Genomic DNA, 13,220 nt, shown 5'->3' on the forward strand with positions numbered 1-13,220 from the left:
GATGCCACCGCCATACCGCGCTTCTCTTCCCTCGCATTTCCTTCCCTTCGCTTTCGTCCGCCTCTGTTCGCCCCGTCACCCCGTCACCCCCGGATGATCCGCTCGGCGACGGGGGCCGCCCGGTCGATCGGGATGGCGAAACCGATGCCGATCGACCCGCTCCCCCGCCGCGAGAGCGTCGCGATCGCGGTGTTGATCCCGATCACCTCGCCCCTGGCGTTGACCAGCGGGCCTCCGGAGTTGCCGGGATTGATGGAGGCGTCGGTCTGCAGAGCGGTCTGCCCGCCCCCGCTCCCGTTCCCGCCCAGCCTCACCTGGCGGTCGAGAGCGCTGACGATGCCGCCGGTGACCGTACCCGCCAGGCCCAGCGGGGAACCGATGGCCAGCACCTGGTCGCCCACCGCGACATCCGCGGACCTCCCCAGCTCCGCCGGGACCAGAGCGCGGGTGTCGTTCACCCTGAGCACCGCCAGGTCGTACGCCGCGTCGGTGCCCACGACGGTGGCGGGCAGGCGCCGCCCGTCGTTGAGCACCACGGTGACGCCCGCGCCACCGGTGAGGACGTGCGCGTTGGTGAGCAGGTGCCCCGAGCCGTCGATCACGAAGCCCGATCCCGAGCCCCGCCCCGACTCGACCGACACGACGCTCGGCAACACCTTGGCCGCCGTACCGCTGAGGCCGCCCGCGGCCCCCGCGGGGCCGGACGAGCCGACCGGGCCCGCGGTGGACCGGGGCAGCGCCACCGGGGCCGCCTGCCCGTCTCCCGCCAGCCGGGCCCCCGCGACGCCCGCCGCGCCGCCGGTGACCGCGGCGACGAGCGCCGCGGCGACCAGGACGCGTGCGGCCCCCGCCTTCCGCGCGGTGGCCGCCGGACCGGTGCGCGGCCCCGGCTCCTCCGGTGGCGCGGCCAGGGGCGGGTCCCCCGGTGTGAAACCCGGTCCGCGAGGCCGTCCGAGACCCGAGAGCCGATCGTGCGATGTCACCATGGCCGACTCCTCACAGGATCCTTGAGAACCAGAACAGGGAGGTTCCGGCCGCCACGACCGCCCCCAGCAGGGCCACCCCGACGAACCACGGCCAGATCTCCTGCCGCTCGGTCCGGTAGCCCACCGAGCTGCCGATGTCGTCGTAGACCGCCCGCAACTCGTCACCGGAGGCCGCCTCGTAGAAACCCCCGCCGGTGCCTTCCGCCAGCTCGCGCAGCGCCGGGCCGTCCACCGGCACCAGGGTCTCCCTGCCGCCCAGCTGGATCGTGCCCTCGGAGGTGCCGTACGCGATGGTCGAGACCGGCACGCCCCTGGAGGTCGCCTCCTGTGCCGCCAACTCCGGTGACCGCCCCATGGTGCTCGACCCGTCGGACATCAGCACGATGTGGGCGGGCGGCCGTTCCTGGGCCTCCAGGGCGTCGATCGCGTCCAGGGACGAGAACACCGCCTCGCCGATCGCCGTACCGGCGTCCGTGGTGAGCCGGTCGATCGCGGACAGCACCGCCGCCCTGTCGTCGGTGGGCGGCACGCTCACCGAGGCCGAGGACGAGAAGGTGACCAGGCCGAGGTTGAACCGGGAGGGCAGGTCCTCGACGAACCGCCGCGCGGCCTCCCGCGCCGCGGTGAACCGGTCGGGCGCCACATCGGTGGCCTGCATCGACGCCGAGACGTCGAACGCCACGACGATCGTCGCCTCCTCTCTCGGGACCCGCACCTCGGCCGTCGGCCGCGCGAACCCGACGACGAGGAGCACCAGCATCGCCATGAACGCCGTGGCGGGCACGTGCCTGCGCCACCCGGGCCTCCTGGGCGCCAGCTTGTCCAGCAGGTCCAGATTCGTGAACCGCAGGGCGTAGCGGCTGCGCCGCAGGTACATGACCACGTAGAGGACCGCGATCATCAGCGCGGGCACCAGCAGCCACAACCAGACAGGGGACAGAAAGGTCATGCCACACCACCTCTCGCACCATTCGCACCACTCGCCCCACGGGCCCGCGCCAGGCGGCGCTGGAGCACGACGTGACGGACCAGGTCGCGGACCCAGTCCCGATCGGTGTCCAGCCGCAGGTGCGCGGCGCCCGACCGGCGCAGCGCGGTCGCGATCGCCGCCCGCTGACTCGCGGCGGCCTCGGCGTAGCGCTCGCGCAGACGACCACCGGCCGTGGAGACCTCCCTGCGGCGGCCGGTCTCCGGATCGACGAGGGTGAGCACCCCCACGTCGGGCAGCGTCAGCTCCCGGGGATCCACGACCTCCACCGCGAGGAGCTGGTGGCGCAGCGCGAGATGGCGTAACGCCCTCTCCCAGGTCTCCGGAGGGTCGAGGAAGTCCGAGACGACGACCACGAGCCCGCGGCGGCGCACCACGCGGCGGAGATCGTCGGCGGCCGGTCCGAGGCGCGGCGCCGGGATGCCCGGCTCGGTGCGCGGCAGCGAGAACACGGCGCCGAGCAGCGCCATGAGATGCGGGCGCCCGCTCCTGGCGGGGAACCGCCGCACCTCACCGCCGTGCAGGATGTGCGCCCCGACGCGGTTGCCCGTCCGCTCGGTGAGGAAACCGATCGCCGCGAGGGCGGCGAGCGCGAGTTCCCGTTTCTCCATCAGCGCGGTGCCGAAGTCCATGCTGGCGCTGGCGTCGAGCAACACCCAGGTCTCCAGCTCACGGTCGGCGATCATGTCGCGTACGTGCGGCTCCGCCGTACGAGCGGTGACGTTCCAGTCCATCCGGCGCACGTCGTCACCCGGCGCGTACGGTCTCGCCTCGGCGAGATCGCCACCGGGTCCGAGGGTGAGCCCTCGGTGATCTCCCTGGAGCAGCCCGTCGAGACGCCTGACGACCGTCAGCTCCAGCCGCCTGAGCACCCGCTCGGACAGCAGGTGCCGCATCAGGCCGCCTCTCCCTGCCCGGGGGCGATCCTGGGCATCGGGATCGCCGTGACCACCCGGTCCACGATCCGGCGTGGGGGGACGTCGTCGGCCAGCGCGTCGAACGACGGCACCAGCCGATGCGCGATCACGTCGCCGGCCAGGTCCGCGACGTCCTCGGGCAGGACGTAGTCACGGCCGCGCAGCAGCGCCAGCGCGCGGGCCGCGGCCACCAGGCCGAGCGTCGCCCGAGGGCTCGCGCCGTAGGCCAGCAGCGGTGCGACGTCCGCCAGCCCGAACCGCGCGGGCTCCCGGGTCGCGTACACCAGCCGGACCGCGTACTCGGCGACGGCGTGGTGGACGAAGACGTCGTCCACGGCCCTCTGGAGCTCAAGCAGTCGCTCCGAATCGAGCACCCGCCGGGAGACCGGCCGGCCGATGCTCATCCGGTAGAGGATCGCGAGTTCCTCCGACTCGCTCGGGTATCCCACGTCGATCTTCATCAGGAAGCGGTCCCGCTGGGCTTCCGGCAGGTGGTAGACACCCTCGGACTCGATCGGGTTCTGGGTCGCCAGGACCAGGAACGGGGCGGGCACCGGGTGGGTGCGACCGCCGATGCTCACCTGGCGCTCGGCCATCACCTCGAGCAACGCCGACTGGACCTTGGCCGGAGCCCTGTTGATCTCGTCGGCGAGCACGAAGTTGGCCATCACGGGGCCCAACTCGGTGTCGAAGCTCTCCGTGGACGGCCGGTAGATACGGGTGCCGACGATGTCGGCGGGCACCAGGTCGGGAGTGAACTGGATCCGGGCGAACGAGCCGCCCACGACGCCCGCGAGCGTCTCGGCCGCCAGCGTCTTGGCGATGCCGGGAACCCCCTCCAGCAGGCAGTGCCCCCTGGCGAGGACCGCGACGAGCAGGCGCTCGACCATCCGGTCCTGTCCGACGATCACCCGCTTGACCTCGAACAACGCCCGCCCGAGCACGGTGCTCTCCGGCGCCCTTTCCGCTCCGCCGTCCATGCCGGACGGGATCTCCCGCACGTGCTCCGCGTACCCGGTCACCGGGCGGTCGCGGAGGTCGAGGCGGGGCAGTCGTCGACGAGCAGCCGCAACTCGACCGCGTCGTGCGTGGGTCGCGGGTCGGCGTGAGCGGCACTTCCGGTGAGCAGGAAGACGACCCCGGCGAGGGCCACGACCCCGGGAACGGCTTTCCAGGGTGATACGTGCGCCATCGTTCTCCCCCTTCATTGAACGAACGATCACCCTGATGTCATCAAAAGGACCCGAAAACCGCCGTAAGCCCGCTTTTTATCTCGTCTTTCGCCCGGCTCCCCCCGGGGAAAAGCCCCTGCCGGGAGCCACCGGGGCGGAGGCGAGGGGGAAGGCGGGCCGTTCGGAGACGAGCGGGAGGAGAGCCGCACCGGGAAGCCACGCGGGAACGACAACGGCCGGCGACCCCGCGAACGGGGTCGCCGGCCGTGACCGGTCGGGTGGGGCGGGCCCTTAGTCGTTGAGGTGCTGACGAAGGTAGGAGTCGACCTGGTCGAGAGCCACGCGCTCCTGGGCCATCGAGTCGCGCTCGCGGATGGTCACCGCCTGGTCGTCGAGGGTGTCGAAGTCGACGGTGATGCAGAACGGCGTGCCGATCTCGTCCTGGCGGCGGTAGCGGCGGCCGATCGCGCCCGCGTCGTCGAACTCGACGTTCCACCGGCGGCGGAGCTGGGCCGCCAGGTCCTTGGCCTTGGGCGACAGGTCGGCGTTGCGCGACAGCGGGAGCACCGCGACCTTGACCGGCGCGAGCCGGTGGTCGAGGCGCATGACCGTGCGCTTCTCCATCACGCCCTTGGCGTTGGGCGCCTCGTCCTCGGTGTAGGCGTCGATCAGGAAGGTGAGCGTGGCGCGGTCGACGCCGGCGGCGGGCTCGATCACGTACGGGACGTAGCGCTCACCGGTGTCCTGCTCGAAGAAGCTCAGGTCGGTGCCGGAGGCCTTGCTGTGCGCGGTCAGGTCGAAGTCGGTGCGGTTGGCGATGCCTTCGAGCTCACCCCACTCGGTGCCGGTGAAGTTGAAGCGGTACTCGATGTCGACGGTCCGCTTGGAGTAGTGGGAGAGCTTCTCCTGCGGGTGCTCGTAGATGCGCAGGTTGTCCTTGTTGATGCCCAGGTCGGTGTACCAGCGGAAGCGCTCGTCGATCCAGTACTGGTGCCACTCCTCGTCGCTGCCCGGCTTGACGAAGAACTCCATCTCCATCTGCTCGAACTCGCGGGTGCGGAAGATGAAGTTGCCCGGGGTGATCTCGTTGCGGAACGACTTGCCGATCTGGCCGATGCCGAACGGGATCTTCCTGCGCGCCGACTGCTGCACGTTGAGGTAGTTGATGAAGATGCCCTGGGCGGTCTCGGGACGCAGGTAGGCGAGGCCCGACTCGTCCTCGACCGCGCCGAGGTAGGTCTTCAGCAGGCCGCTGAACTGCTTCGGCGAGGTGAAGGCGCCCTTGGTGCCGCAGTTGGGGCAGGCGATGTCGGCCAGGCCGTTGACGGGGTGCTTCCCGTGTTTTTCGGTGTACGCCTCTTCGAGGTGGTCGGCCCGGTAGCGCTTGTGACACGACTGGCACTCGGTCAACGGATCCGTGAAGGTCTCCACGTGACCACTGGCCTGCCACACCTCTCGGGCGAGGATCACCGAGGAGTCGAGGCCGACCACGTCGTCACGCCCCTGCACCACGGTCTTCCACCACTGCCGCTTCACGTTGTTCTTGAGCTCCACGCCCAGCGGACCGTAGTCCCACGACGCGCGCAGGCCGCCGTAGATCTCGCTGGAGGGATACACAAGACCACGCCGTTTGGCGAGGCTGACGATGGTGTCCATGATGTCGGTGCGGCGTGCCATAAGGGAGAATCTCCATCCGGCTGGAGGTCGGCGAGGAATTGATTGAGCCCCCAGCTTAGGGGAGACGGGCTCACGGGACGTGCGGATAAACCACGCCGCCCGCTTCGCCCCCGGCAAAGCCTCTCCTGGGCGCCGGGCGAAAGGTCAGGGACGCTCGACGTCCTCGAACGCGCTCGGCTCGTTGATCATGAGTGTCATCAGCGGATACATCACCATCCGCGCCGCGCCCAGCGCCCTGCGGTAGAAGCCCGCGCCCTCCCACTCGCTGACCAGCGCCCACAGCTCCGGCTCGTCCACCGACCTCGACACCCGGCCGCTCACGTAGCCCGGCTGCCCGGCCAGGGTGTCGACGATCTCGTGGGCCCGGAGCGTGAACTCCTCGGTCTGGCCGGGTGGCACCGAGTAGCGGATGAGAGCAAGCACCCGCCCAGCATGCCAGAGCCGGCTCCCGGCCCGGCGGACGCTCCCGGGGGCCGACACGACGAACGGGTCCGAAATCCGAGGTCCGGAGACGGTGGGCGGGTCCGGGGGCTGAGGCGACCTCGCCGTACTTCCGGTGATCGGGTCCGGGATTTCGGCATGGCGAGCGGGTCCGAGGTCCCGGCATGCCGGGCGGCTCCGGGGCTGGGATCCGGGATCCGGGCATGTCGTGGCGGGCGTGGTGGCGTTAGGCTCGACCCGTGGCAGAAAAGCGTGAGGAACGGCCCGCACACCCGCTGGCACAGCCCCGCCCCAGGCAGGGCAGGCGCCCGCTGCCCCCGGGTGAGCAGTTCTTCACGCCGGGGGCGACCGGGCTGAGGCGGAAGGTCGAGCAGCGCAGCGCGGCCCCGCTGGTCTTCCTGTTCCAGCTCCCCCGCTGGATCGTCCCCGTGGTCCTGGTGGCCCTCCTGCTGGCCGGTTTCGCGGTGCCGTCCTTCTGGGGCGGTCTCGCCGTGCTTCCGGTGATCGGGTTCGTCGGCTGGCTCGCCTACATGTCGTGGCCGTCTCTGGGCGCCGGGGGGCGTCTCCTGCGCGTCGCGCTGCTCACCTTCCTGATCCTGCTCGCCGCCGACCGCTTCGGCGCCTTCTGACGCCGCCTTCTCCTCTTCCGGAACCCTTACCAACTCTTCGGTCTCCAGGGTCTTCGCAGGGGGCTACGGCGGGACGCGTACAGGACGGCCTGGCCGGCACCTCGCCGAGGCCGTCACCCCCGTTCCCCGCCCCCTCTCCCCGGTTACCACCGCGACGTACGGCATCGTTATCCGGTGCCGGACACGCGGGGGCATCCGAAACGAGCCGGGCAACGCCGGGCAGCGGAGTCCTTCCCGGCCGAAGGTGGCCCTCTCGGCCGTCGCGCGGTGACTCCCCTGGGACATGTGCCGGCTCCTTCCGCGAACTCCTTCGCGCTCGATTTTGACAATCGTTTTCATTTGCGCGCATACTAGATGGCATGATGTCCGAGTCCTCCCGACGTATCCGCATACGTAATGTCAGCCTGGCTGCCTCCGCCGTCCTCCTCGCCGCCACCGCCGCCTGCGGCACGGAGGCCGGTCCGGCCAGCGGCTCACCCGGGGGGGCCTCAAGTGATTCCGCGGACGGGAAGCCCACCGTCACCGCGGCCATGTATCCCCTGCAGTGGCTCGCCGAGCGGGTGGGCGGCCCCGACGCGGCCGTCACGGGCCTGACCAAACCCGGCGTCGAGCCGCACGACCTGGAGCTGTCCCCGGTGCAGGTGGGCGGGCTGGAGAAGACGGGACTCGTCGTCTACATCAAGGGGATCCAGCCCGCGGTGGACGAGGCCGTCGAGCAGCACGCCGCCGACCGGGCCTTCGACGCGGCCACCGCGATCACCCCCCTTCCCGCGGTCGCGGAGGAGGAGCACCACGACGAGGAGGGACACGAGCACGGGGATGTCGGCCACGACCCCCATCTCTGGCTCGACCCGGCCCGCTTCGCGACGGTCGCCACCAAGCTCGGCGAGAGGCTGGCCGCCGCCGATCCCGCGCACGCGCAGGGCTACCGGGACCGCGCCGCCGCCACCGTCACCGAACTCACCGCCCTGGACCAGGAGCTGGCCAAGGGCCTGGCGACCTGTTCCTCGGACGCGATCGTCACCGCCCACGCCGCGTTCAGCTATCTCGCCGATCGCTACAAGCTGCACCAGATCGGCATCAGCGGCCTCGATCCCGATGCCGAGCCCTCTCCCGCCCGCCTCGCCGAAGTGGCAAAAGTGGCCAAGCAGGAGAAAGTAACTACGATTTTCACCGAAACCCTCGTCAGCCCGAAGGTCGCGGAGATCCTCGCCCAGGAGGTCGGTGCGAAGACCGCGGTCCTCGACCCCGTGGAAAGCCAGCCGGCGAACGGCGACTACCTGTCCGCCATGCGCCAGAACCTCTCCACCCTCCAGGAAGCACTCAGCTGCTCGTAAAGGTCACACGTGACATCCACTAAAACGGTCTTCACCATGAACGGCGGCCAGGTCAACCTGGACCGCCGTCCGGTGCTTCGCGGCATCGACCTGTCCGTCGAGCCAGGTGAGGCGGTGGCGGTGCTCGGTGCGAACGGATCGGGGAAGTCCACCCTCATCCGCGCCCTGCTCGGCCTCGTCCCCCTGTCCGGCGGCGAGACCTTCCTGTACGACAAAACCCCCGCCCGGTTCCGCGACTGGTGGCGGATCGGCTACGTGCCCCAGCGGCTCTCGGTGGGCGGGGGCGTGCCGACCACGATCCGCGAGGTCGTCGCCTCCGGCAGGATCGCGAGGCAGCGACGCCTGCGGCCGACCGGTGCGGCCGACCGCGAGGCGACCGGCAGGGCCCTGGCGGCCGTCGGAATGGCCCACCGTGCCTCCGACCCGGTGCAGGCGCTGTCCGGCGGGCAGCAGCAGCGGGTGCTGATCGCCCGTGCCCTCGCCGGGGAGCCGGACACCTTCGTCATGGACGAGCCCACCGCGGGCGTCGACGCCGAGAGCCAGCGGCTCCTCGCGGAGACCCTGTCCACGCTCGTCGACCAGGGCAAGACGGTCCTGCTGGTCGCGCACGAGCTGGGCCCGCTGGAACCCCTGATCACCCGCGCGGTGGTCCTCAGGGACGGGTACGTGTGCCACGACGGCCCGCCGCCCCGGGCGGTCGGCACGCACGCGCTGCCCGGCCACGACCATGTGCATCCGCACGGCGAGGAGGAGCCCGTGAGCCCGCTCGACTGGAGGCCGATCCCGTGATCGAGCTTCTGCGGTTCGACTTCATGCAGCGGGCACTGATCGCCGCCCTCCTGGTCGGCCTGGCCGCCCCCGCCATCGGCACGTTCATGGTGCAGCGCCGCCTCGCCCTGCTGGGTGACGGCATCGGGCACGTCGCGCTGACCGGGGTGGCGCTGGGCTTCCTGACCGGAACCGCCCCGGTGCTGACGGCCGTGGTGGTCTCGATCCTGGGCGCCGTGGCGATCGAGCTGGTTCGCGCGCGCGGCAGGACCAGCGGGGACGTGGCGCTCGCACTGCTGTTCTACGGCGGTATCGCCGGAGGCGTGCTGCTCATCTCACTGGCTCCCGGTGGCAGCAACGCCACGCTGATGTCCTACCTGTTCGGCTCGATCAGCAGCGTCACCGTCGAGGACGTGTGGGTGATCGGCCTGCTGGCGGTGGCGGTGCTCGGTGTGGTGACCGTCTTCGGGCGGGAGCTCTACGTGCTGTGCCAGGACGAGGAGGTCGCCAAGGCCGGCGGCCTGCCGGTCCGCTTCCTCAGCCTGCTGATCGCGGTGACCGCCGCGCTCACCGTGGTCATCGCCATGCGCGTCGTAGGATTGCTTCTGGTGAGCGCGTTGATGGTGGTGCCGGTGGCGACCAGTCAGCAGCTCACCCGGGGGTTCGTGAGCACGATGCTTCTTTCCATGCTGTTCGGAATGATCTCCACGGTCGGTGGTCTGACCTCCTCCTTCTACGTCGAGGTCCCACCGGGCGCGATCATCGTCGTCGTCGCTCTCGCGGGGTTCGTCCTCGCCCTCGGGCTCGGTAGATTCGTACGTCGAAGCCGATCTCAGGAGTTCAGTCATGAGCAACAGGCGTGATGCCGTCCACGCGATCCTCCGGCAGAGCGAGGGTTTCCGCAGCGCGCAGGACGTCTACGCGGAGATGCGCGCGGAAGGCGCCAAGATCGGACTGACCACCGTCTACCGGGCGCTCCAGGCGCTCTCCGACACCGGCCACGTCGACGTGCTGAGAACCGACGACGGCGAGTCGGTGTACCGGGCGTGCGCCAGCGGCGACCACCACCACCACCTGGTCTGCCGCAGGTGCGGCCGTACGGTGGAGGTGGCCGGGCCCGCGGTGGAGCGGTGGGCCGAGGCCATCGGCTCCGAGCACGGTTTCACCGAGATCACCCACACGGTGGAGGTCTTCGGCACCTGCGCCTCCTGCTCCACCGCCGCCAAACCGCTGCGCACGCCGAGCCGCGCCTGAGCGGACGGCCCGGGAGGCCGCGCGTGCGAGGAAAGCGATTTTTAACCCATCGGACATATCATGCAATAGCAGGACATAATTGCATAGAATGCCTTATAACACGGGGCACGCCGCCGCGACGGGCGTGCGCGAGAGGGCACCGGAGGTTCACCGGAGAGATACGCTTCCGACACGGCGAGCCGCCGTACGCGCCCTCACGCTGCAATCGCTTATACGGGAGTCAACATGCCATTCGGACATGACATGGTGCACTCACTCGCCACCGCGGTCGACCTGGTCAACACCTCCCCCTCCACCGGAGGCGAAGACACCCTGACCGACCTGCGGAAACTCAGCGACTTCGTGGCACGCTGGGAGGTCAGCGGGATCGGCGAGCTGAACGCCGCCGACCTGGCCCAGGTGCGCGCGCTACGCGAGTCCTTCCACAAGGTCTTCACCGCCCCCGACCAGCCCACCGCGGTCATCCGGCTGAACACCCTGCTGAGCGGGACCCGCATCACCCCGCGCCTGACCGAGCACGACGGCCACCCCCTGCACGTCCACTACTTCGCGCCGGACGCCTCGCTCCACGACCACCTCGCGGCCGACATTGGGGTCGCGCTCGCCCACCTGCTCGTCGAGGACGAGTGGGAGCGCCTGCGCACCTGCTCGGCCCCCGACTGCGACCACGTCTTCGTGGACGAGTCACGCAACCGCTCGCGGGTCTACTGCGACAGCCGCACCTGTGGAAACCGGATGCACGTCGCCGCCTACCGCGCACGACGCCGGGCCTGATGTCACTCTCCGCTAATACCTATTGACTGAGTAGGTAATGCGGGTAGGTTATGACGTGATGTCGCCTACCCCCGAGGAGAGCTCATGAGCGTCACCGACGACCTGCTCGCCAACGCGGAACGTTACGCGGAGACCTTCCGCAAGGGCCACCTGCCCATGCCGCCCGCGCTCGGGGTGGCCGTGCTGGCCTGCATGGACGCCCGTCTCAATCCGTACGCCCTGCTCGGGCTCTCGGAGGGTGACGCGCACATCATCCGCAACGCGGGCGGCGTGGTGACCGCCGACGAGCGGCGCAGCCTGGCCATCAGCCAGCGTCTGCTCGGCACCAGGGAGATCATCCTCATCCACCACACCGACTGCGGCATGCTCACCTTCACCGACGACGACTTCAAGCGGCAGATCCAGGCCGAGGTCGGGGTGAAGCCCGAGTGGGCGGCCGAGGCCTTCACCGACCTCGACGAGGACGTCGTCCAGTCGCTCCACCGGATCAGGAACGACCCCTTCATCCCGCACACCGACTCGGTACGTGGTTTCGTCTACGAGGTGGAGACCGGTCGTCTGCGCGAGGTCAAGGCCTGACGACCGGGGTGCCGGCCCCGCGAGGCCCGAGGCGCCGGCCAGGCAGCTCAGCCTGAGCCGGCCGGCGCCGACCAACGCCGGGGCCGGTGTCGCCTCATCCCGCGGCGCCATCCGAGGTGTCCCGTGCGGGCGCGACCACGTTCGGCACCGCTCCTCCGTATCTCCTGTCGCGCTTGGCGTACGTCTCGCACGCCTCCCACAGATCGCGGCGGTCGAAGTCGGGCCAGAGGCGGTTGAGGAAGACCATCTCGGCGTACGCCGTCTGCCAGATCAGGAAGTTGGAGATGCGCTGCTCCCCCGAGGACCGCACGAACAGATCGACATCGGGAATCTGTGGCTCGTCCAGATAGCGGGCGAAGGTCTCCTCCTTCACCCGGCCCGGCTTGACCCGTCCGTCGGCGATGTCCTGCGCGAGACGCAGGGCGGCGTCCACGATCTCGGCCCGGCCTCCGTAGTTGACGCAGAACTGCAGGGTCAGCGTGGAGTTGTCCTTGGTCATCTCCTCGGCGTCGCGCAACTCCTGGATGACGCTCCTCCACAGCCGTCCCGGACGACCGGCCCAGCGGACCCGCACGCCCATCGCGTGAAGCTGGTCCCTGCGGCGGCGGATGACGTCGCGGTTGAAACCCATCAGGAAGCGGACCTCGTCAGGGGAGCGCTTCCAGTTCTCCGTGGAGAAGGCGTAGGCCGACAGGTAGGGGACGCCGAGCTCGATCGCGCCCTCGATCACGTCGAAGAGCGACGCCTCACCCGCCTTGTGGCCCTCGGTGCGGGGCAGGCCGCGCTGCTTGGCCCACCGTCCGTTGCCGTCCATCACGATCGCCACGTGCCGGGGCACGAGGTCACGCGGGATCGGAGGCGGGGTGGCACCGGAGGGATGCGGGACGGGTGGGCGGACGTTCACGTGGCGTGCTCCCTTTCTACGTGTCGAAGAGAGCGTATGCCGTGTTCGAGGTGCCACTGGAGATACGCGGCGACCAGGCCGCTGCACTCGGCGCGGTGCCGGGCGACGGAGGCGTCCGCGGTGGACCAGTCGCCCTTGAGCAGCGCCACCATCAGAGCGAGCGTCTCTCCCTCGGGCACCGCCGCTCCCGCGGGGCGGCAGGCGCCGCACACGACGCCACCGGCCACGATGGCGAAGGCCCGTACCGAGACGGCCTTGCAGCGGGCGCAGGCCTCCAGGGCGGGGGCGTAACCGGCCACCGCGAGGGAGCGCAGGAAGTAGGCGTCCAGGACGAGCCTGGCCTCGTGATCACCTGAGCCGAGCGTGCGCAGACCGCCGACGAGCAGCAGGAACTGGCGCAGCGCCGGCTCTTTTTCCCCCATGACCAGGCGGTCGGCGGTCTCCAGCATCGCGGTGCCCGCCGTGTAGCGCGGGTAGTCGGAGACGAGCGACTCGCCGTACGGCCTGATGGTCTCGGCCTGGGTGATCATGTCGAGCGTGCGGCCGGTGTGGAGCTGGAGATCGACGTGGGTGAACGGTTCGAGCCGTCCGCCAAATCGTGATGTTGTCCGCCGGACCCCCTTGGCGACGCCCCGGATCTTGCCCATCCGGCGGGTCAGCACGGTGACGATACGGTCGGCCTCTCCCAGCTTGTGGGTGCGCAGCACGATGCCGTCGTCACGGTACAGACTCACCCGCACAGTCTAGTGGGACGGTCCACTTGGCAGAGGTGGAACCATGATCAAACGACACGG

The 13,220-nt window shown here is 70.2% G+C and carries 16 protein-coding genes; 7 read left to right on the forward strand and 9 right to left on the reverse strand.

Features of this window, described 5'->3' with window-relative positions; all coding sequences use genetic code 11:
- Positions 1-83: 83 nt before the first annotated feature.
- The 7 genes from AB0B96_RS13045 to AB0B96_RS13075 all read right to left on the reverse strand — a co-directional run bounded on the left by AB0B96_RS13045 (position 84) and on the right by AB0B96_RS13075 (position 6,163).
- The gene (locus tag AB0B96_RS13045; RefSeq protein ID WP_362898357.1) at positions 84-986 is read right to left on the reverse strand and encodes a trypsin-like peptidase domain-containing protein; all 903 of its coding nucleotides are present in this window, start codon (positions 984-986) and stop codon (positions 84-86) included.
- A gap of 10 nt (positions 987-996) precedes the next feature.
- The gene (locus AB0B96_RS13050) at positions 997-1,935 is read right to left on the reverse strand and encodes a VWA domain-containing protein (protein WP_362898359.1); all 939 of its coding nucleotides are present in this window, start codon (positions 1,933-1,935) and stop codon (positions 997-999) included.
- Positions 1,932-2,870 carry a DUF58 domain-containing protein gene (locus AB0B96_RS13055; protein WP_362898361.1) on the reverse strand — a complete coding sequence of 313 codons (939 nt, stop codon included), beginning with the start codon at positions 2,868-2,870 and terminating at the stop codon, positions 1,932-1,934. The genes AB0B96_RS13050 and AB0B96_RS13055 overlap by 4 nt, the downstream gene beginning before the upstream one ends.
- Positions 2,870-3,871: an AAA family ATPase gene (locus AB0B96_RS13060; RefSeq protein WP_362898758.1), complete on the reverse strand. Its 1,002-nt coding sequence runs from the start codon at positions 3,869-3,871 to the stop codon at positions 2,870-2,872. Before AB0B96_RS13060 ends, AB0B96_RS13055 begins: the two co-directional genes overlap by 1 nt.
- A 38-nt stretch (positions 3,872-3,909) precedes the next feature.
- A complete protein-coding gene (locus AB0B96_RS13065) occupies positions 3,910-4,083 on the reverse strand; it encodes a hypothetical protein (protein ID WP_350944488.1) in 174 nt (57 codons plus the stop codon).
- 271 nt (positions 4,084-4,354) lie between these two features.
- Positions 4,355-5,740 (reverse strand): glycine--tRNA ligase, encoded by a 1,386-nt coding sequence (locus AB0B96_RS13070; protein WP_350944490.1) that lies wholly within the window; start codon positions 5,738-5,740, stop codon positions 4,355-4,357.
- 144 nt (positions 5,741-5,884) lie between these two features.
- A complete protein-coding gene (locus AB0B96_RS13075) occupies positions 5,885-6,163 on the reverse strand; it encodes an antibiotic biosynthesis monooxygenase family protein (protein ID WP_362898364.1) in 279 nt (92 codons plus the stop codon).
- Positions 6,164-6,420: 257 nt separating this feature from the next.
- Here AB0B96_RS13075 and AB0B96_RS13080 point away from each other — a divergent pair, with 257 nt between their 5' ends.
- The 7 genes from AB0B96_RS13080 (at position 6,421) to AB0B96_RS13110 (ending at position 11,522) form a co-directional block, all read left to right on the forward strand.
- Positions 6,421-6,810, forward strand: a complete 390-nt coding sequence (locus tag AB0B96_RS13080; protein WP_362898366.1) for a DUF6703 family protein — start codon at positions 6,421-6,423, stop codon at positions 6,808-6,810.
- A gap of 530 nt (positions 6,811-7,340) precedes the next feature.
- Positions 7,341-8,147 carry a metal ABC transporter substrate-binding protein gene (locus tag AB0B96_RS13085; protein ID WP_362898368.1) on the forward strand — a complete coding sequence of 269 codons (807 nt, stop codon included), beginning with the start codon at positions 7,341-7,343 and terminating at the stop codon, positions 8,145-8,147.
- A gap of 36 nt (positions 8,148-8,183) precedes the next feature.
- Positions 8,184-8,936 (forward strand): metal ABC transporter ATP-binding protein, encoded by a 753-nt coding sequence (locus AB0B96_RS13090; protein ID WP_350944839.1) that lies wholly within the window; start codon positions 8,184-8,186, stop codon positions 8,934-8,936.
- Positions 8,933-9,778, forward strand: coding sequence for a metal ABC transporter permease (locus AB0B96_RS13095; protein ID WP_350944498.1), 846 nt, complete (start codon positions 8,933-8,935; stop codon positions 9,776-9,778). The genes AB0B96_RS13090 and AB0B96_RS13095 overlap by 4 nt, the downstream gene beginning before the upstream one ends.
- A complete protein-coding gene (locus tag AB0B96_RS13100) occupies positions 9,762-10,169 on the forward strand; it encodes a transcriptional repressor (protein WP_350944500.1) in 408 nt (135 codons plus the stop codon). Before AB0B96_RS13095 ends, AB0B96_RS13100 begins: the two co-directional genes overlap by 17 nt.
- A 225-nt stretch (positions 10,170-10,394) precedes the next feature.
- Positions 10,395-10,943 (forward strand): CGNR zinc finger domain-containing protein, encoded by a 549-nt coding sequence (locus AB0B96_RS13105; RefSeq protein ID WP_350944502.1) that lies wholly within the window; start codon positions 10,395-10,397, stop codon positions 10,941-10,943.
- 84 nt (positions 10,944-11,027) lie between these two features.
- Positions 11,028-11,522: a carbonic anhydrase gene (locus AB0B96_RS13110; protein ID WP_362898371.1), complete on the forward strand. Its 495-nt coding sequence runs from the start codon at positions 11,028-11,030 to the stop codon at positions 11,520-11,522.
- Positions 11,523-11,616: 94 nt separating this feature from the next.
- Here the strand turns inward: AB0B96_RS13110 and AB0B96_RS13115 are convergent, their stop codons facing one another.
- Together AB0B96_RS13115 and recO are read right to left on the reverse strand one after the other, a co-directional pair.
- Positions 11,617-12,426: an isoprenyl transferase gene (locus AB0B96_RS13115; protein WP_362898373.1), complete on the reverse strand. Its 810-nt coding sequence runs from the start codon at positions 12,424-12,426 to the stop codon at positions 11,617-11,619.
- Positions 12,423-13,160 (reverse strand): DNA repair protein RecO, encoded by a 738-nt coding sequence (gene recO / locus AB0B96_RS13120; RefSeq protein ID WP_350944506.1) that lies wholly within the window; start codon positions 13,158-13,160, stop codon positions 12,423-12,425. Before recO ends, AB0B96_RS13115 begins: the two co-directional genes overlap by 4 nt.
- Positions 13,161-13,220: the final 60 nt, after the last annotated feature.

It is taken from the genome of Streptosporangium sp. NPDC049046 (assembly GCF_040649155.1).
GTDB lineage: Bacteria > Actinomycetota > Actinomycetes > Streptosporangiales > Streptosporangiaceae > Streptosporangium.